The sequence below is a fragment of the Bifidobacterium aerophilum genome (genome assembly GCF_010667685.1).
Taxonomy (GTDB): Bacteria; Actinomycetota; Actinomycetes; order Actinomycetales; family Bifidobacteriaceae; genus Bifidobacterium; species Bifidobacterium aerophilum.
Genome location: NZ_WHZW01000013.1, coordinates 1 through 18882, shown reverse-complemented (window position 1 = coordinate 18882; position 18882 = coordinate 1). Strand labels below are relative to the sequence as shown.

At 60.3% G+C, this 18882-nt stretch carries 14 protein-coding genes; 10 read left to right on the top strand and 4 right to left on the bottom strand.

Annotated features, from left to right (window positions below):
- Positions 1-48 precede the first annotated feature (48 nt).
- The 9 genes from GFD25_RS12475 (at position 49) to GFD25_RS06960 (ending at position 11818) form a co-directional block, all read left to right on the top strand.
- Positions 49-1512 (top strand): polysaccharide biosynthesis tyrosine autokinase, encoded by a 1464-nt coding sequence (locus GFD25_RS12475; RefSeq protein ID WP_163231295.1) that lies wholly within the window; start codon positions 49-51, stop codon positions 1510-1512.
- A complete protein-coding gene (locus GFD25_RS07000; protein WP_163231293.1) occupies positions 1509-2729 on the top strand; it encodes a glycosyltransferase in 1221 nt (406 codons plus the stop codon). The genes GFD25_RS12475 and GFD25_RS07000 overlap by 4 nt, the downstream gene beginning before the upstream one ends.
- On the top strand, positions 2726-4570 hold the full coding sequence (locus tag GFD25_RS12190) for a glycosyltransferase (protein ID WP_239512460.1): 1845 nt from the start codon (positions 2726-2728) through the stop codon (positions 4568-4570). Before GFD25_RS07000 ends, GFD25_RS12190 begins: the two co-directional genes overlap by 4 nt.
- Positions 4567-5751 (top strand): hypothetical protein, encoded by a 1185-nt coding sequence (locus GFD25_RS06985; RefSeq protein WP_163231291.1) that lies wholly within the window; start codon positions 4567-4569, stop codon positions 5749-5751. The genes GFD25_RS12190 and GFD25_RS06985 overlap by 4 nt, the downstream gene beginning before the upstream one ends.
- On the top strand, positions 5748-6845 hold the full coding sequence (locus tag GFD25_RS06980; RefSeq protein WP_163231289.1) for a glycosyltransferase family 4 protein: 1098 nt from the start codon (positions 5748-5750) through the stop codon (positions 6843-6845). Before GFD25_RS06985 ends, GFD25_RS06980 begins: the two co-directional genes overlap by 4 nt.
- Entirely contained in the window at positions 6842-7918 is a 1077-nt protein-coding gene (locus GFD25_RS06975; protein WP_163231287.1) for an acyltransferase family protein, read from the top strand. Before GFD25_RS06980 ends, GFD25_RS06975 begins: the two co-directional genes overlap by 4 nt.
- Before the next feature lie 30 nt (positions 7919-7948).
- Entirely contained in the window at positions 7949-9079 is a 1131-nt protein-coding gene (locus GFD25_RS06970) for a polysaccharide pyruvyl transferase family protein (RefSeq protein ID WP_163231285.1), read from the top strand.
- A gap of 30 nt (positions 9080-9109) precedes the next feature.
- Positions 9110-10123 carry a nitroreductase family protein gene (locus tag GFD25_RS06965; protein WP_163231283.1) on the top strand — a complete coding sequence of 338 codons (1014 nt, stop codon included), beginning with the start codon at positions 9110-9112 and terminating at the stop codon, positions 10121-10123.
- Positions 10124-10303: 180 nt separating this feature from the next.
- Positions 10304-11818 (top strand): lipopolysaccharide biosynthesis protein, encoded by a 1515-nt coding sequence (locus GFD25_RS06960; RefSeq protein ID WP_163231281.1) that lies wholly within the window; start codon positions 10304-10306, stop codon positions 11816-11818.
- 210 nt (positions 11819-12028) lie between these two features.
- On the opposite strand, the gene GFD25_RS06955 is transcribed toward GFD25_RS06960, so the two are convergent.
- On the bottom strand, positions 12029-12427 hold the full coding sequence (locus GFD25_RS06955) for a HepT-like ribonuclease domain-containing protein (protein WP_163231279.1): 399 nt from the start codon (positions 12425-12427) through the stop codon (positions 12029-12031).
- A gap of 95 nt (positions 12428-12522) precedes the next feature.
- On the opposite strand from GFD25_RS06955, the gene GFD25_RS06950 reads away from it, so the two are divergent.
- On the top strand, positions 12523-13953 hold the full coding sequence (locus GFD25_RS06950) for an ATP-binding protein (RefSeq protein WP_338024633.1): 1431 nt from the start codon (positions 12523-12525) through the stop codon (positions 13951-13953).
- A gap of 163 nt (positions 13954-14116) precedes the next feature.
- On the opposite strand, the gene GFD25_RS06945 is transcribed toward GFD25_RS06950, so the two are convergent.
- From GFD25_RS06945 to GFD25_RS06935, 3 genes are all read right to left on the bottom strand, one after another.
- A complete protein-coding gene (locus GFD25_RS06945; RefSeq protein ID WP_163231277.1) occupies positions 14117-14638 on the bottom strand; it encodes an NUDIX hydrolase in 522 nt (173 codons plus the stop codon).
- Between the two features lie 60 nt (positions 14639-14698).
- Positions 14699-16300 carry an aminopeptidase P N-terminal domain-containing protein gene (locus tag GFD25_RS06940; RefSeq protein ID WP_163231275.1) on the bottom strand — a complete coding sequence of 534 codons (1602 nt, stop codon included), beginning with the start codon at positions 16298-16300 and terminating at the stop codon, positions 14699-14701.
- A 175-nt stretch (positions 16301-16475) separates the two neighbouring features.
- Positions 16476-18737, bottom strand: a complete 2262-nt coding sequence (locus GFD25_RS06935) for an alpha-galactosidase (RefSeq protein WP_163231273.1) — start codon at positions 18735-18737, stop codon at positions 16476-16478.
- Positions 18738-18882 lie beyond the last annotated feature (145 nt).

Sequence of the window (18882 nt, the reverse complement as noted above, 5' to 3'; positions counted from 1 at the left end):
AGAACACACGAAACCACAGCACATACAGGAACGAAGGACGGAACAACAGTGACCCTCGCGGATATTCTCGGCACGCTGAAGAAACATCTCGTCGCGGAACTCGTCGTACTCATCGTCGTGCTGGCGGGCGGCTTCGTCTTCGTCAGCCGCCAGACGCCGGTCTACACCGCCACCGCGCAGATGTTCGCCAGTTTCAACCACAATATTGGGGATAACGGTTCGAACAATGGCGAGCAGGATCCCGCAGAGCTTGGATTCAACCAGATCCAGACAGAAAACACGTATGTCACATCAATGCTGGAGACCTTGCCAACGCTCGTGACTACGCCGGCAGTGCTTCAGCCGGTCATTGCCGATCTCGGACTCAATACGTCGGTCGCTGAGCTCAGCGACCAGATCGCGATCGGCACCTCGTCGTCGTACTTCGTGAATATTTCGGTCAACGACACCGACCCGCAGCGCGCGGCCGACATCGCCAACGCGGTCGGCGACAGCCTCAAGACCCAGCTGTCCGACGATTCGTACTCCTCCGAAAAGACCTACGTGCTCAGCTATCTGAACCTGTCGGTGGTCAAGGAGGCCTCTGCGCCGGCCGAACCCAGCTCTCCGAACGTGAAGTCGTTCATGTTCAAGATGGCGCTCATCGGCCTGGTCGCCGCCGCATGCGTCGGCCTGATCATTGAGGTGCTCGACAACCGCCTGCGTCAGATGGCCGACCTGCAGCGCATCGTGGCCGCACCCGTGCTCGGCACCATCATGAAGGACGCCGCGTTCCGGGACGCCAAGCCGGTCGTCGTGGCCGACCCCGCGAGCAACGCCTCGGAAAGCGTGCGCCGTCTCGCGCTCAACCTCGCGTTCATCTCGCCCGACCGCACGAACCGGTCCAACGTGATCGTCATCACCTCGAGCGGCGCGCACGAGGGCAAGACCACCATCGCCGTGAACCTCGCCGCGGCCCTGGCCGAAAAGGGCGAGAAGGTGCTGCTCATCGACACCGACCTGCGCAAGCCGTCGGTCGCCCGGCATCTCGGGCTCAACGGCGCGGTCGGACTGAGCCATCTGCTTACCGGCCAAGTCAAATCCACCGACGCCATCCAGCAGTACTGGAAGCCGAACTTCCACATCCTGCCGGCCGGCGACCAGACCACGAACCCGAGCATCCTCATCAACTCGAACTCCATGAAATCCCTGCTCGACGAAGTGTCCGGCCTGTACGACCATGTGATCGTCGACACCACGCCGCTGCGTGTGGCCAACGACGCCGTCGTGTTCGCCAAGGACGGCGCGCGCATGCTCGTGGTCGCCAGCCAGGGCGTCACCATCAAGAAGCAGCTCAAGGACGCCATGCAGGAACTGGCCATGATCGACGTGCCGCCAGTCGGTTCCGTGTTCAACCTGATGCAGGCCAAGCAGGGCGGCGACTACTACTATTACGGCTCCTATGCCGAGCACGAAGGCAGAGGACTTCGAACGTCGCTGCTGGGCAAGTTTGCAGGAAAGGACCGCGCATGAGCTGTTTGCAGATGAAGAATGATGGCAAGATCCGCGTGCTCATCATCCAGGAGGCCATGGGCGGCTGCGGCCGTCATGTCGTTGACCTCGTGAACGGGCTCGATCCGCTGCGGTTCGAGATCACGGTGATCTACGGCACCTCGCGCATGGACGACTACTACCGCGCGGCGCTTCCTGGTATGTCCCAGCATGCGCACATGATCCCGTGCTCGGATCTGGTGCGTGACATCAGCCCGAAGCACGAGCTGCGCGCGCTGCGCACGGTCGCCCGTGTGATCCGCGAATTCAAGCCGGACGTGGTGCACTGCCACAGTTCGAAGGCCGGCGTGATCGGCCGTGCCGCGGTGCTGCTCGGCGGCGGGCGCCGGATGAACGGCGTCAGGCGAGTGTTCTACACGCCGCACGCCTACTCGTTCCAGGCCCCCGAGTTCTCGGGAGTCAAGCGTGCCGTGTTCGTTGTGTTGGAACGCCGGATGAGCCGCCGCGTCACCGACATGACGTTCAACGTGTCTGCGGGGGAGCGGCAGGCCTCCTTGGTGGAACGGATTGACGACCCGGCCAAGTTCGAGGTCGTGTACAACGGCATCGCCGACGAGCCGGTGCCTTCGCGCGCCGAAGCGATGCGTCTGCTCGGATTGGACGGGGTGATCCCTGACGGCGCCCCGGTCGTGGGCGTGACCGCGCGTCTGGTCGAACAAAAAGATCCTATGACCTCTCTCGCCGTGGTACGCAAGGTCATCTCGATACGTCCGGACGTGCACGTCGTCTACGTGGGCGATGGGCCGTACGAGGATGAGATGAAGCGGTACTGCGCCGACCACGGCATCGCCGACCGCGTTCATTTCGCCGGATACCGCACGGACGCCGAACATGTGGTATCCGCGTTCGACGTGTATCTGCTCACGTCGCTGTACGAAGGCATGCCGTATTCGCTCGTCGAGGCGCTGCGTGCCGGCGTGCCGATCGCCGCGACCGACACGGCCGGCAACGACGAGATCGTGCAACCGGGAGTCAACGGCATGCTGTTCCCCGTCGGCGACCCCGCCGCCGGCGCCGACGTCGTGATAGACCTGCTCGACCATCCGATGCCGGCCGATCAGGTACGTCGCACCTATCTCGAACGGTTCACCGTGGACCGCATGTTGGATCGGATCGCCGCGCATTACGTCGGAGAGCCGATGACGGACGATACGGACGGCAAGGAGACGGCGCGATGATCCTGCTCAAACTCTGGTACCGTTTCACAGGCCTGCTGCTCAAGGCCCTGTACCGCGTCATCTACGGCCGGCACCTGACCTGGGGCAAAAACCTGCATATGCGCAAGGGCTTCCAGGCCACCTGCGACCGCGGCGACAGCGGCAAGGTCGGACGCATCGTGATCGGCGACAACGTGTTCTTCAACAACGGCTGCGCGCTGCACGCGATGGACCTCATCACCATCGGCGACGAGACGATCTTCGGCGAGAACGTGAGCGTCTACGACCACAACCACCGTTTCTCCGACCCTACGCTGGCCATCAAGGAGCAAGGCTATTCCACCGCACCGGTCACGATCGGCCGGCATTGCTGGATCGGTTCGAACGTCACCGTGCTCAAAGGCGCCGCGGTCGGCGACAACTGCGTGATCGGCGCCGGCTGCGTGATCAGCGGCGACATTCCCGCCAACTCGGTTGTGAGGCTGGACTCGGCATTGCGCATCGAACAGGTGCGGGTACCGTCCGACGTGAACGGTCGCGGTGACGGTAACGATGCCACCGTCACGGATGTCGCGGCTGGAGTGGATTCCGCGGAATCCAAGGATGCCGCTGGCATCACAGGTGCTGTGGGCGACGAAAACCGTCCGACCCGCGTGCTCGTGCTTGACACCGTCATGGACCGCGGCGGTGCCGAAACCATGATGATGAACTACCTGCGTCACATGGACCGTTCCAAGGTCACCTACGATTTCCTCGTCAATCGCACGTACAAGGCCGCCTATGAGGACGAGATCGAGAAGCTCGGCGGCAGGATCTACCGCATGTGCCCGATGTACCCGCAGTACTTCGGCCGGTACAAGAAGGAATTCCGTGCGTTCCTGAAGAAGCATCCCGAGTATCGGATCATCCATTCGAATCTCGAGGAACGCAGCTACTTCGGCCTGCGCGAGGCCGCGAAGGCCGGCGTGCCGGTGCGTATCGCGCACGCGCACAACCGTCCCGTCGGCTTCGACGTGAAATCGGTGTTCCGCGAATACTTCCGTATGCGCCTGCCGCGTTACGTGACCCACATGTTCGCGTGCGGCGAGGAGGCCGGCGACTGGCTGTTCGGCCGCAGAAACCGTGACCGCGTGATCCAGCAGCGCAACGCCATCGACACGGCGCAATACCGGTATGATCCGGCCGTTGCGGCCGAGGTACGCGCCGAATTCGGCACGGCCGACGGCACGTTCGTGCTCGGCCATGTTGGCCGGTTCTTCCCGCAGAAGAACCATGAGTTCCTCATCGACATCTTCGCCGCGTTGCATGCGATCCGCCCGGACAGCGAGCTGTGGCTGGTCGGCGGCGGTGAACTGAACGACGAGTTGAAGAACAAGATACGTGAGAAGGTCGCCGCTCTTGGTCTTGGTGACGCGGTGCGTTTCCTCGGCGTGCGCTCCGACGTGAACCGCATCATGCAGGGCATGGACGCGTTCGTGTTGCCCAGCCTGTTCGAAGGACTGCCGGTCACCATGATCGAGGCGCAGTCCTCGGGACTGCCGTGCACGATTTCCGATCGCGTGCCGATCCAGTGCGACGTCACCGGCAACGTGCAGGTCGTGGCATTGGATGCCGCACCCGAGGAGTGGGCGAAGCGCATTCTTGCGCAGGCGGAGTCGTATTACGGCGGCAATGACGTGGCCGCTGCCGAAGGCGGTGCCGCGTATGCGGTCAAGCGAGAGCAGGGACCGGAACTGGTCACCAAAGCAGGATTCGACATCGTCGCCAACGCCGAGTGGCTGCAGCGTTTCTACTTGGACGAGCTCGCCAAGGCGGAGGCGGCCGGCCGTGCGATGGAACATGTCGGAACGAGCAGTCAATGAATGTGGACGCCATCGCCAACATACGGCACATGACGCGCAAGGAGCGTCGCCAGCGCAGGCTCGCTCTCGAACTGCGTAACAAGAACACGCTCCTTGCCCTTATCGTGCCGGTGATGATCGCGGCCAAGATCATGGTCGCATATGTGTTGCCGGATAAGTATTTCTACGACAACAACCGTATGCTGCGTATGATGCTCGGCACGGCCGGCGATATCGCGTGGAGCGGCAGCTACGAAATCGCCGCCGACCTGTTCCGCAGCATCAACTTCGCTGGATTGGAGACGATGGTCGACTGGTCGATCTGCTTGGGCATCGTTTTCACGACGTTGGTGGTGTTCATGATACTGCGGGCCGATGCCCCGGACTTCCTGCAGTCGCTGTTCATCCTCGCGACCGTGGGACTGCTCAACATCTACATCTTCACGATCGGCAAGGATATCATCCAGTTCGCTTTTTTCCTGGCCGTATACGTGGTGCTGGTCCTGCCGGTCGATAATTCGTTGATCAAAGTATTGTTGAGTTGCGGTGTCCTGTACTATGAGAGCACTTTTTTCCGCGCATATTATGTGATGATCGCCGCGTTGATTTTTGCGGTTTACGTGATCCTCGAGTTTTTCCGTACTCGACGTCAATTGGGATTCGTCTCGATGACGATCATCGTTCTGCTGCTCATCGCGACGATTTATGCCATGATGGTGACGGCTCAGACCATCATGCCTGACGAATACCAGCAGATCATGGACTTGCGCGCGGGATATGACATAGCGTTCGGCGATAGCGCCGATTCTGCGACCTTGATCCTCAATGTGATTCCCGGCGAAAACCTGCCCATATTCATGGTCAATTATGTCATCAATGCATTTCGCATGATGATACCCATCGAACTGGCGATGCGCGGCGCCTTTTATCTGCCGTTCTTTGCATTCCAGTGCATGGTGACGGCCTATATGGTCAATCTGTTGCGTCAGATCAACAACATCAACGAGCCGACGTTATTCCTTGCGCTCTGCGTGTTCCTCGGATATGCGCTTGGCTCCTTCATTTTCGAGCCTGATTTCGGATCCTGGACGCGCCATGAGGCCGCCACGTTCCCGGTATTGCATCTGCTCGTGCTCAACCAGTACCAGAAAGTGCCGCTCACCCAGGAGGAGCGTCTGCTCGTGAAAGGACTTGACTCATGAACACGCTTCACGTCGCATTCTTCTCCGGCGACATCACCCGTTCCGGCGGTACCGAAAACGTCTCCATCATGATCGCCAATGCTCTGGCCGATCGACAGGATCCTGATATCAGGATCAGCTTCATCAGCCTGTTCGAGGAGAAGTCGGAACCGTTCTTCCCTATTGACCCGCGTATCGGCCGTTTCACCGTGTATCCGACCGTCACGCACGGCATCCAGCATTACTTCGACACGGTCCGCCGTCTCAAGCGCATCGTCAAGGATCAGCACGTCGACATCCTCGTCGACATCGACGGCATCCTCGACATATACTCGCTGCCGCTCAAGCGGTCCACCGGCGTCAAGGTCATCTCATGGGAGCATTTCAACTACCATCAGAACCCCGGCGTGCCCTACCGCAAACTCACCCGTCGTTGGGCCGCCCGCAAGGCCGATGCGATCGTCACGCTCACCGAGGCGGACAAAAAACTGTACGAGGACAACGCGCACCCCAAGTGTCCGGTCATCGCCATCCCCAATCCGATGCAGCAGATCACGCCCGAACCGGTGTATGACGCGGACTCCCGCACCATCGTCAGCTCCGGCCGACTCACCTACCAGAAGGGCTTCGACATGCTGGTGGACGTGGCCGCGCAAGTATTGCCGAAGCACCCTGATTGGCGTTGGCTGGTATTGGGTGAGGGCGAAGACCGTCCGATGCTGGAGGAGAAGATCGCCAAGGCCGGTCTTGGCAAGCAGCTGATCCTTAAGGGGCGCGTCGACAACATGGCCGATTACTACCGCAAGGCCGCCATGTTCGTCATGACCTCGCGCTTCGAAGGCCTGCCGATGGTGCTGCTCGAAGCTAAGGCATACAAATTGCCCATCGTCAGCTTCGACTGCGAAACCGGTCCCGCAGAGATCGTGATCGACGGCGTGAACGGCGATCTGGTCAAGACCGGCGACATCGCAGACATGGCCGAACGAGTCAGCCTGCTGATCAACGATGGCGAGCGTCGTGTCCGGTATTCGGCGCATGCCGATGAAGGAATGGACTGCTTCGATCGTGCTTCGATCATCGCGCAGTGGAACCGGCTGTTGAAGGGAGATGAATGAACAGCGTTGCCAAGAGCACGGATTCCGGCAAAGGAAGAATCGCTTGGGTGGATTACGGAAAAGGCCTTGCGATCATGCTGGTTTTCTGGGGACATACCATATGTCCGGAGCCGGCTCTGATATTTTTCTATGCATTCCATATCCCGCTGTTTTATGCGCTTTCGGGATTCGTGTTTTCGATCCGTCGATATCCGTCATTCGGTCCTTTCGTATGGCGCAAATTCCGCACGCTCATTGTTCCCGGCGCCTTCTTCGGATGCATTATCAAGATATGTCAGTATGTAAGAGCATTGATCCATGGTGAAATGCCCATATCTCCCGTGCAGACGCTGATCGGTGTCTTTGTGGAATTGCGGGGCGGTGCTTATGAATTTTTGCCATGGTTTTTCCTAAGCCTGTTCATCATCGAGCTCGTGGCGTACTGGGTCATGCGCGCAGGCGTGTCACAGGCATTCATGCTGGCAATGGCGTCGATCGCGGCATTGATCGGATATTGCTACGGTACCTACATCGATCGTACGTTTCCGTGGTGCCTGGATACCGTTTTCACTGGGTCGTTTTTCTTCGTGGTGGGTTTCATTGCGAAACGCCATTGGCCTGCCATAGAAGAAAAAACGCTATCCGGGAAGACCCCCTGCCTGATGCTCTGCCTGCTGCTGTTCATCTGCAGCGGCGCAATGAGCTGGTGCAACGTTACGTTCAGCGGCGAGTGGCTGGACGTGTACTCGAACACGTTCGGTTGGATCGTGTTCTATGTCCCCGCGGCCCTGTTCGGCATTGGCGCCGTCGTGATTGGGTTGGTGATGCTCTCTCGCTCATCGGAATGGTCGGTTTTCCGCGGAGCGTTGAACTACTTGGGGAAGAATTCGCTCGTCTTCTATGTCATGAACCACGTCGCTATTTATGCTTGGACGGATCTTTTCGACTATCTGGGCATCACCGATTCGGGCCAAGTGACGGTCTGGCATACGCAGCTGTGGCAAGGATTGCTGATCGTGGCGTTGTCCATCCTGTGCTGCTGGCCGATTGCCGTGATCATGAATCGTTATCTCCCCGCCGTACTCGGCAAATAAAAACTGTAGAACACTCGTGAAAGGAACAGTATGAAATCGGTCGCCTTGATCACTTACCACGCCGCGCACAACAACGGATCATTCCTGCAGGCGTTCGCCACTCAGCGCAAGATCCAGCAGCTCGGATACGACTGCGACATCATCGACTTCTCCACGCCCCGGCAACAGTACCTGTACGACGTGTACAAGAAGGTGTCCGGACCGAAGGATGTGCTGAAGAACGCCTATGCGCTGTTTCATCACAAGCTGATCCAACGTCGGCACGACGATTTTGACCGGCTCATTCACTCGGCGTTGTCGCTGACGCCGAAGTTTTACGAGGACCTCTCACAGATGGGGGACTTGGAAAGCAAGTATGACGTGTTCGTCTCCGGTAGCGACCAGATCTGGAACATGGACGCATGGGACTACAGTGACGCCTACTTCCTCTCGTTCGTGCATGACAAGCCGAAGGTCTCCTACGCGTCCAGCATGGGTGGGCATATCCTCGACAAGCGTGGCGACAAGGCGCTCGCCGACCGGTACCGTAGGTTGCTGTCGGATTATGCCGCGATTTCTGTACGTGAAAAGACCGCACAGGAATATCTCACGCAGGTCATCGACAAGCCGGTCACGCAGGTCATCGACCCGACGTTGCTGTTGAATCAGAACGATTACACGGACATTACCGCGCCGCGGCTGGTCGACGAACCGTACATCTTCTATTATGCGATCGACTCTATCGAACTGAACGACAGTGCGGCCAAGGCCGTGCAACAGTACGCCGAAGCCACGGGTCTGCCCGTCTACGTGATGTTTACCGGCAACAAGTCGTACGGACTGAAGAAGTACGGGTTCCATTTGCTGGAAGTCGCCGCCCCGAACCATTACCTGAGCCTGATCAGGAACGCCGAGCATGTGCTTACCGCGTCCTTCCATGGCACCGCGTTCTCGATCCTGTTCGAAAAGCAGTTCCATGTGGTGCGCGGCAAGCGTAACGGCAAGGTCAACATGGACGATCGCATGAGTTCGCTGCTGTCCACCTGCGGACTGGACGACCGCAACCTCATCGAAGGCGAAGCATGGAGCGACGCCGCGGTCGATTATGCGGACGTGCGTCCCCGTCTGGACGTCGAACGCCGGCGTTGTACCGATTTTCTCGAAATGGCACTGAACGGCTGAATGATCGAACGAACGACGAAGGAGATGACGATGAAGAGCATATTGAAGAAGCTGACTCCGGAACCGGTCATCGCGTGGCTGCGAGGCGTAGAGTCAGACCTGAAGCTGTACCATGAGACGATCCGCCAGATGAGGCGGTTCCGTCGCAGCTATGCGCGACGCGGAACCGTCGGGAAAACGCAGGTGGAAAGCCGTCTTATTTTCTTCACCCATCAGATCGAAAAGGGTCTGAGCCACGAGCATTTCCGATATGGATTCGGCAAAACGGTACTGGCACAATTCGCCCCGTTGCTGAAGCAGCTGAAGAACATGGATGCCAACGTACAGTCCAATCCCGTGTGGATATCGGCACTCGATGCATTACACGAATATCGTGTTCGCCATGAGGAGGTGAACAAGGATCTCGCCTATGCCCGTAAGCTTTTCGATCCTGCCATCTGGGATGCGATCGGAGAAGCGGATGGGGCGCACGGCGGTATTCTGGTCATCAAGGCCGCCGACAAGGCGGATAATGCATCCCGACCGTTTCGCGAACTGTCCGAGAGCCGTCATTCGCTGCGTGAATTCGCCGATGAGCCTGTGACGGCGGACGAGATCATGCCATGCATCGACGTCGCCATGCGTACGCCGTCCGTGTGCAACCGACAGCCGACCCGCGTGCACGTCATCACCGATCCTGATGTGATCTCCAAGGCGATGCCTTTGCAGGGCGGCTACCGAGGCTATGCTATGCCGCCTGCGCTTGTGCTCATCACCGCTGACAACCGTGCGTTCATGAGCCAGGATGAACGTAACGAGGGCTTCGTGGATGGTGGCTTGTTCGGCATGTCGCTGCTGTTGGCGTTGGAGGAAGCGGGGCTGGCCGCTTGTCCGCTCAATACGATGCTTCCCGCCAAGCGAGATGATGCGACCCGCAAGCTGCTGCACATCCCCGACAGTGAGTTTCTCGTCATGTATATCGCGGTCGGCCATTTCCTGCCTGAATCGAAGACCTGCCGGTCGCAGCGATTCAAGGCTTCCGACATCACCACGGTGATCGCATGAACGGAGGGGCGAAAGCGAACGCGGGTATCGGGCGAACACGGATAGGCAGCTCGTCTTCCGCAGTGAGCTATCGCTCCGGCCAAACGTATGACGGCAAAACGCTTGGTCTGATAACGGGATGGACCGCGAGTGCGCTAATCGCATTCGGCTTACGCAGGAATACACGATGGGAGGATTGATATGGTTTCGCAGCGTAGGGCGGGCGCGATTCTTGGGTATCTGAATGTGCTTGCGAAGAATTTGGTGAATCTGTTATATGTGCCGCTGCTGTTGCATTTCTTGGGGCAGGGAGATTACGGCGTATTCCAGATGACCAATTCGGTGGTTTTTGCCCTGGCCTTGCTGAGCGCCGGTTTTTACGGCAGCTACGTGCGTTTCTATATGCGGGAGCGGACGCACGGCGATGAGCAGGGTATCCGACGATTGAACGGCATATTCCTGCTCGTCTATATCGTCGTCGCCTGCGCGTGCCTTGTCTGCGGGTTGTTGCTGGTCATGAACGTGCATGCCCTGTTTTCCGGGGGTTTGACCGATCGTGAGGTAGGACTGGCGCGTGAACTGTTGATGATCATGAGCGTGAACGTCGCCGCTCAGCTGATGTCCACGCCGTTCGATTCCTATGTCGTGGCGCATGAGCGGTTCGCATTCCAGCAGACCAGACAGTTGTTCACCACGCTGGCGATGCCGCTGCTTGCGATCCTGCTCCTGTACGCAGGCATGGGGGCCGTGGGCGTGGCCTGTGCGCAGCTTTCCGTCAGCCTTGTGCTGTTGTTCCTCAACATCCGATATGCGGTGTTTTCCCTTAACATGAGATTCATGTTCACCGGTCTGCAATGGAACATGTTCAAGGCGATCGCCATGTTCAGCTTCTGGATTTTCCTCAACCAGATCGTCGATATCGTGAACAACAATGTGCCCAATTTCCTGTTGGGCGCCATGGCAAGTTCCAGTGTGGTCGCCACGTTCGCCATCGCCCTGCAGATCAGGAACATCTTCTTCTCGATGAGCACCACCATGTCGAACGTATTCGTGCCTCAGATCAACAGGATCGTCGCCGAGCACGACGACAACGACCGACTCACCAAGCTCATGACCAGGATCGGAAGGTATCAGATGATCCTGTTCTGGTTCATCTTTGGCGGATTCGTGGTCGTCGGCCAGAACTTCGTAAGGATCTGGGCAGGCGATGCCAATTCGGACGCTTACTGGCTGAGTCTGGTTATGACGTTGCCGGTCATGATCCCCTTGACGCAGACCACCGGCATTGAGATTCAGCGCGCGAAGAACCGTCACAAGGCACGTAGCCTCATCTACCTTCTCGCGGCGGTGATCGATATCGTCATCAGTGTCCTGCTCATTCCGTCAACCGGTTACTGGGCCACCGCATGGGGATACACGGTGAGCATTCTGTTCGGCACGGGCCTGTTCATGAACTGGTACTATCACTGTCGGATCGGCTTGGATATGGGATATTTCTGGAAAACCATGATGCCGACCATTATTACCAGTATCGGAGTAATCGCGATCTGCTGGTTTATCGTTCATGTCGCCGTGCTGCCTGATTTGGCCAGCTTGCTTGTGTACGGAATCGTCTACTGCATCGTCTATGCGGTGGCGGCGTGGCTGTTCATTGCGCGAAAGCAAGAACGAGGCATTATCCAAGACAGGCTGCATCGTCGAATGCTGCGAAAATAACGAATGCGCGCTTAGCGCAACATCTAGTGTTTTCATAACAACATTAATGGAATCTAATGTTAGGTAGATTAATGTTGTTATGGAAACATTAACCTACAGACTGTAGGCTGGGCCATCTGATCGACGCCGAACACATGTTTTCATGATGGGCGCATGGCCGTCCGTAGCATTCGTCTCCTCGCATATTGCGCGACACCGATCGGTTTGCGGTCAGATACGCGGCACATCAAACAGTGCATCGGTGCGTGCCGTGACGTGCTGCAGCTCGTCGACGTACGGTTGCAGCACGTCGATCACATGCGGCAGCTCCTGTGTGACTGCCTGATGCAGACGTGCGAAATCGAGTTCATCGTAATCGTGGACGATCCAGTCGCGGGTGCCTGCGATGGCTTTCCATTCGGTCTCCGACTCGGCATCGCGAAATGTGCGGGACAGACCTTTGACATGTTCCCCTACACGTGCCACGGCCATTGCGACGGCGTTTTGCGTCTTGTCGTCCGCATTGAATTCCGCCAACGTCATGTTGCCGAGAAAGCGTTGGGCATCGCGCATCGCACGGATAATGGCTGGGTGATGAACTTGTGTGGTGGATCCGGTGTAGAGTCCCATACAGCGTCTAATGTTTTTACGACAACATTAATAATGTATAATGTTAGATAGATTAATGTTATTATGAAAACATTAATCGTGTAGACCGTGGTTAAGTGGGTGAAGGCATGGACTTCGTAGGCAGGAGTGAGGAGCTCGGCACGCTGGACTACCACTATTCATTGGATAAGTTCCAGATGATCGTGGTGTACGGACGTCGTCGCGTCGGCAAAACCGCGTTGTTGTCCAGATTCTGTGAGGATCGTCCGACGCTGTGGTTTACGGCCAAGGAGCAGAGCGCGGCGATGAACCTGCGCGGCTTTTCCGCGGAGGCCCGACGGTTCTTCGGAGAGACCGAGGACAGTGGTCCGTTCAGGACGTGGGAGGACGCGTTCTCGTACGTCGCTCGAAAGGCCGGAGAGGATAAGCGGCGGTTCGTGTTCGTGTTCGACGAGTTCCCGTACGCGGCCGCCGTGGAGCCGAGCCTGCCGTCCGTGCTGCAGATAGCCATCGATCACCAGTTCAAGGACACCCGGATCATGATGGTGCTGTGCGGCAGCAACGAGGGGTTCATGGAAAGCAAGGTCCTCGGCTACCACAGCCCCCTGTACGGAAGGCGCAACGCGCAGATTCAGCTCAAGCCGTTCGGCCTGTTCGATGCGTGCCGCATGATGCCCGAGAACTCCGACTGGAAGGATCGCATCCAATACTATGCAGTGTTCGGCGGCACACCCTACTATCTCGAGCAGATCGACCCGACGAAGTCGTTCCAGGAGAACGTCATGGTGCAGTGCTTCAGCCAGTCCGGCCTGCTGTATCAGGAACCCATGATGCTGCTACGTCAAGAGCTGCGCGAACCGGCCGTATACAGCTCCGTGCTGGACGCGATCGGTTCGGGGCGGACAAGACCGAAGGAGATCGCCGAATATTCCGGCATCGAACAGAACGCGATCGGAGCGTACCTGCGCACGCTCGAACAATTGAAAATCGTTGAACGGCAGATCCCGTTCGGCGAAGATCCGGTTCGTTCCCGCAAAGGGCTGTGGAAACTGCGCGATCCGTTCTTCGCGTACTGGTACCGGTTCGTCGCGCCGGCCACGCAGATGATCGATGCGCAGCGGGGACGCGCGGCCGGCCGTGTCGGCGTCGAAGGGCCGGCATTTGACACCTATGTCGGTCAGCAGTTCGAGATCATGTGCCAGCAGTGGCTGCTTCGTCATTACGATGAAGGTCAGAACGAGTTCGTTCCGACATCGATGGGCAAGTGGTGGGGCAACGATCCAATGCGCCGTGAACAGGCCGACATCGACATCGTCATGGTCGATTCGTTCAACCGCAAGGTGTTGTTGGGCGAATGCAAATGGCGGGAGAACGTGAACGAAACCGAGACCATTGACACGCTCAAAAGCAGATCGCCGCTGGTGAAGGAATCGGGGGAGAGGATCTTCTACTTATTCACCAAGCATCCCACAGGCGAAGCGACCCGACGCAAAGCCGAACTGGAAGACAACCTGCATCTGATCGACGCCGAACACATGTTTTCATGATGGGCGCATGGCCGTCCGCAGCATTCGCATCTCTGAGTGACGCGGAATGTCAGCCGGAAATACGGATTATCGGCCGGAAGATGACGCTGCCGATGAACGATGCCCGCTGCCTTGTCCTGAGCCGGTCCACCGGTGTGGGGTGATGCAGCGGGCATGGCTAATTTCAGTGGAGCTGGCCTTCGGTGAGGAAGAAGGCGTGGGCGTCGCCGTGGCGCTTGTTGTCGATGTAGCGGCGGAACAGGGCAAGACGTTCGACGGTGCTCTTGGCGAGCGGCTGGGGGAGCGCGTCGAGGTCGAACCAGCCGACGTTGAGGCTCTCCTCGTCGCCGACGAACGGGGTCGCGTTGCCGCCGGGCTTCAACGCGCACAGGAACGAGTGATCCATGTACATCGTGTTGTCGCCGTTCGCGTACGTGGTGACCTTGTCGGAGGAGATCACGGCGACCAGATCGGTGACGACCGCGTCCACGCCCGTTTCCTCCTTGATCTCGCGGATCACCGTGTCGCCCGGCTGCTCGCCCGGCTCGTTGATGCCGTAGACCATCGCCCACTCGCCGGTATCGGAACGACGGCCGAGCAGGATGCGGCCGGAATCGTCCAGCACGCAGCCGGTCACGCCCATGAGCCAGAGGAGATCATGACCGATCTTCTTGCGGAGTTCGAGTACAAAGTCCGGAGTCGGCATAGATAAGTCCTTTCATAACGGAAATGGCTCCCCGGATTAGGGGGAGCCAAAGGAATGAGATCAGTCCGCCGAGCCGGCCGCTGCGCGTTCGGCCATCCAAGCCTCGACCTCGTCGATCTGCTTCGGGATGCCGGCGGAGAGCCATTCGGGGCCGTGCTCGGTCATGAGCACGTCGTCCTCGATGCGGATGCCGATGCCGCGCATCTCCGGCGGCAGCAGCAGGTCGTTCTTTGCGAAGTACAGGCCCGGCTCGATCGTGAAGATCATGCCCGGGGTGATCGCCGCGCCCTGATACGACTCGTAGCGGGCCTGCGCGCAGTCGTGCACGTCGAGGCCGAGGTGATGCGCCACGCCGCAGGCGAGCCAACGGCGGTGCTGCTGGCCGTCGGGGGAGAGCGATTCCTCCACGTCCACCTTGAGGATGCCCCACTCGTGCAGCCGCTCGGCGATCACGCGCATGCAGGCGTGGTGGATGTCCGAATACGTGGCGCCCGGTTTGGCCGCCTCGAAACCGGCCTGCTGGGAGTCGAGCACCGCTTGGTACAGGCGCTTCTGCAGGTCGGTGAACTTGCCGCCGACCGGGAACGTGCGGGTGATGTCGGCCGTGTACAGGCTGGTGACCTCCACGCCGGCGTCGATGAGCAGCATGTCGCCCTGACGCACCACGCCCGTGTTGCGCATCCAGTGCAGGATCGGCGCATGCTCGCCGGAGGCGATGATCGTGTCGTAGCCCAGGCCGTTGCCCTCCTCGCGGGCGTTCGAGTTGAACGCGCCTTCGAGCATGCGCTCCGAACGCGGCTTGTCGATCACCTGCGGCAGGCGGGTGAGGATGCGGTCGAAGCCGTCCTTGGTGGCGGCGATCGCCTTGCGCATCTCGCCGATTTCGTACGAATCCTTGATCATGCGGGCCTCGGACGAGAACTCGTGCAGCTTCGCGTCGTCGGCCGCGTTGCGGTCCGGATCGGAGAATCCGTTCGCGCGGCGCACGTCGTCGACCAACGCGGTGACCTGCGGATCGGCGTCGGCGATCACGCGCACGCGAACCGCGCCGGATTCGGTGCCGACGTCCTTGCCGAGCGCGTCGGCCAGCTGCGCGATGTCGTGTGTCTCCAGGCCGGTCATCGCCTGCAGTTCCTTGAGACCGGCGCGCGGGCCGACCCAGTACTCGCCGTAATGCGCGTCACGGTAGTAATCCGTGGTGCTGTTGTCCGCGCGCGGGGCCACGAACAGCTCGGCCGTATGCGTCTTGCCGGCCTGCGCCTCCTCGGAATCCGGGTCGATCGGGTTGAGCACGAGCACGGCGCCCGCCTCGTAGTCCTCGCCCAGACCGGTGTAGTAGGCGAACGAGGTGTCCGGGCGGAACATGTAGTCGCAGTCGTTGTTGCGCACCTTCGGCTGGCCGGCCGGGATGACGAGGCGCTCGCCTGGGAAGCGCGCACCGAGCTTGGCGAGGCGCTCGCCGATGTACTTGCTGGATTCGAGCGGCTGCGCGTCCGGTTCCTGATTGTCCCAGCCGGTCTTCATGAACTCGGCGAACACGTCGCTGTTCGGCCTGAGGGAACGGTTGTTCACGCGCTCCTCGAGCGGCTGATCGTCGCCGGGGGCCTGCGCCTGTTCCTGCTCCTCGTACTCCCTGTCCTTCTCGGTCAACACGTCGGTCACCGTTGCTGCTCCTTATCTTGCGATCGTTCCACGCGACGATCCTGTTGCTCTCTGTCGCTTGCATATCGTAGCCCAGTCCGTATGCCGACGACGTTACGTGCGATCGCGTGGACGGCGGATGTCCGCATGGCGGACGGCGCGGCGAGCGAGCCGCGACGTGAGCGAGCCGCGTGCGTCAGTCGCCGCAGACGCGCAGGTGGAAGATGCGCGACAGGTTGTCGCCGGCGTCGATCTGCGGATGCAGGTCGCAGTTCGACCCGTCCACCAGCGCCAGCCCGACCTGCGCGAGCTCGTCGCCGTAGCGCGGGCGGTGCGGCGGCATGTCGAAGCCGATCTCCTCGATCGCGTAGCGTAGATCGTCGCGCAGACCCTGCAGCCGCAGGTGACGTACCGGCATGTTGACGCCGGTGCGGGTCCGGTAGTAGCCGACGAGCGCCTCCTGACGGTTGTCGGAGACGACCATCCAGGCCGCGTCGTCCGGGTCGAACGGCATCTGGTCACGGCGGAACGGGGACAGCAGACGGTACAGCCTGCCGTTGCCGATCAGCGGGGCGAAGCGTTTGACGACGTCGATCTGCCAGTGGATCCGCCGGCGTTCGTCGTCGGTGAGCGTGCGCGGGTCGAGCTCGTAGCCGAACACGCCGAACATCGCCACGTCGCCGCGCGTCTTGAGCGATGCGACGCGGCCGGTCTGCGCGTTCGGCACCGGGGTCACGTGCGCGGCCATCGAGTCGAGCGGGTATACGAAGGACGTGCCGTACTGGATGCGCACGCGTTCCATCGCGTCCGTGTTCTCCGAGATCCACGTTTGCGGAGCGTAGGCGAGGATGCCCGGGTCGGTGCGCCCTCCGCCGCCGGAGCAGCCTTCGATGAGCAGGTCGGGGAAGCGTTTGGCGAGACGGGAGATCAGGTCGTAATATCCCAGCACGTAGCGGTGCTGCAGCTCGCCCTGCCGTTCGGCCGGCCACCGGTCGGAGAACACCTCGGACAGGGAGCGGTTCATGTTCCATTTGATGTAGTCGACGTCGTTCTCGCCGATCACGCGCGACATGGCGTCAACCAGGTAGTCGCGCACCTCGCCCTTGGTCAGGTCGAGCGGATACTGGTGGCGGCTGATGCTCAGCTCGCGCGTCGTGTCGCCCAGCACCCAGTCGGGATGCTCCATGTACAGCGCCGAATCGGGGTTGACCATCTCCGGCTCGAACCACAGGCCGAACTTGAGTCCCAGCGCGTGCAGCTGGCTGGACAGCGGCTTGAGTCCGTTCGGGAACTTCTCGCGGTTCGGCGTCCAATCGCCCAGTGACGTGTCGTTCCAGTCGCGGTGGCCGAACCATCCGTCGTCGACCACGACGAGCTCGATGCCCAGATCGGCGGCCTGCCTGGCCACCTCGAGCATGCCCTCCTCGTCGATGTCCCAGTAGAACGCCTCCCAGGTGTTCAGCGTGATCGGGCGGCGCCGGCCGCGCCACGGGCCGCGCACGAGCCTGGTGCGCAGCAGCTCGTGGAAGGTCTGGCTCAGTTCGTTCAGGCCGTTGCGCGAGTAGGCGAGCAGCGCCTCCGGCGTCTGGAAGGACTCGCCCGGCGCCAGATGCCACGAGAACAGGTCGGGGTTGATGCCGATGCGCATGCGCGCGTCGCTCATCGTGTCCACGGCCACGTCGGCGTCGAAGTTGCCGCTGTACACCAGCGTCATGCCGATCGCATCGCCGTGCGATTCGGTCGTGTTCGGACGGGCGAGCGCGATGAACGGGTTGGCGTGCTGGCTGCTGCGTCCGCCGAGGCTGGACACGCCCTGCAGTCCGGTGCGCAGCCTCGCACGTTCGACGTTGCATTCGCGCGACCATGCGCTGGTCAGCGTGATCATGTCCCAGTCGGAGTCGGGCAGGTCGAGGCTGGCGCTGAACGCGCCTTCGATGGTGATGTCGTGCGTGCCGGCCGAGGTGAGCCGCATGCTGCGGGCGATGACCGGCGCGTGTTCGAACAGCGTGTACGACAGGGTCATCTCGAGGCCGATCTGATCGTCGCGTAACAGGACGTCCAACGTCTGCGCCTCGCCGGGATGCTCGGCGTAGGTGGCGGGCAGGCCGTCCAGCGGCGGCTTGCCGTCGGTGATCGTGTAGCCCGCGTACGACAGGCGGATCGCATGGGAGCCGCGTTCGTCGTGGGCGGTCAGCGCGCATGGCCTGAGGTCGCCGGAGCCGGCGACCGGGTATTCCTGGCGGATCTGTTCGAGCGAGAACACGCCGCGGTCGTCGCTGACGGACAGCGTGTCGCGGAACAGGATCTCCTGCAGGTCGCTCAGCGGGCCGTCGTCGCGCAGGCGCGGGCCGAAGTACAGGTGGTTGAGCTCGCCGCCCTCCAGCACGCGGAACACGTAGCTGATGCTGTCGTTGCGCAGATGGAACTGCCTGTTCTGCTCGAGATACGAGATGCTCATGACGGCTCTCCCTTGATGGTGGGGTCTGATGGCCCGCGATGGTTCCAGCATATTACCGGAAAACACGCGCCACCGTGTTTAGTTAACTGATGGATTGAGTGGCGACGCTGACGCTCGCACCATGCGTGGTGTTGTTTGAAAAACG

Excerpts from the sequence above, each read along its gene's own strand:
- GFD25_RS06970 (WP_163231285.1), top strand. The coding sequence starts at position 7,949 with ATGAAATCGGTCGCCTTGATCACTTACCACGCCGCGCACAACAACGGA.
- GFD25_RS06960 (WP_163231281.1), top strand. The coding sequence starts at position 10,304 with ATGGTTTCGCAGCGTAGGGCGGGCGCGATTCTTGGGTATCTGAATGTG.
- GFD25_RS06945 (WP_163231277.1), bottom strand. The coding sequence starts at position 14,638 with ATGCCGACTCCGGACTTTGTACTCGAACTCCGCAAGAAGATCGGTCAT.
- GFD25_RS06965 (WP_163231283.1), top strand. The coding sequence starts at position 9,110 with ATGAAGAGCATATTGAAGAAGCTGACTCCGGAACCGGTCATCGCGTGG.
- GFD25_RS07000 (WP_163231293.1), top strand. The coding sequence starts at position 1,509 with ATGAGCTGTTTGCAGATGAAGAATGATGGCAAGATCCGCGTGCTCATC.
- GFD25_RS12190 (WP_239512460.1), top strand. The coding sequence starts at position 2,726 with ATGATCCTGCTCAAACTCTGGTACCGTTTCACAGGCCTGCTGCTCAAG.
- GFD25_RS06980 (WP_163231289.1), top strand. The coding sequence starts at position 5,748 with ATGAACACGCTTCACGTCGCATTCTTCTCCGGCGACATCACCCGTTCC.
- GFD25_RS06985 (WP_163231291.1), top strand. The coding sequence starts at position 4,567 with ATGAATGTGGACGCCATCGCCAACATACGGCACATGACGCGCAAGGAG.
- GFD25_RS06955 (WP_163231279.1), bottom strand. The coding sequence starts at position 12,427 with ATGGGACTCTACACCGGATCCACCACACAAGTTCATCACCCAGCCATT.
- GFD25_RS06975 (WP_163231287.1), top strand. The coding sequence starts at position 6,842 with ATGAACAGCGTTGCCAAGAGCACGGATTCCGGCAAAGGAAGAATCGCT.
- GFD25_RS06935 (WP_163231273.1), bottom strand. The coding sequence starts at position 18,737 with ATGAGCATCTCGTATCTCGAGCAGAACAGGCAGTTCCATCTGCGCAAC.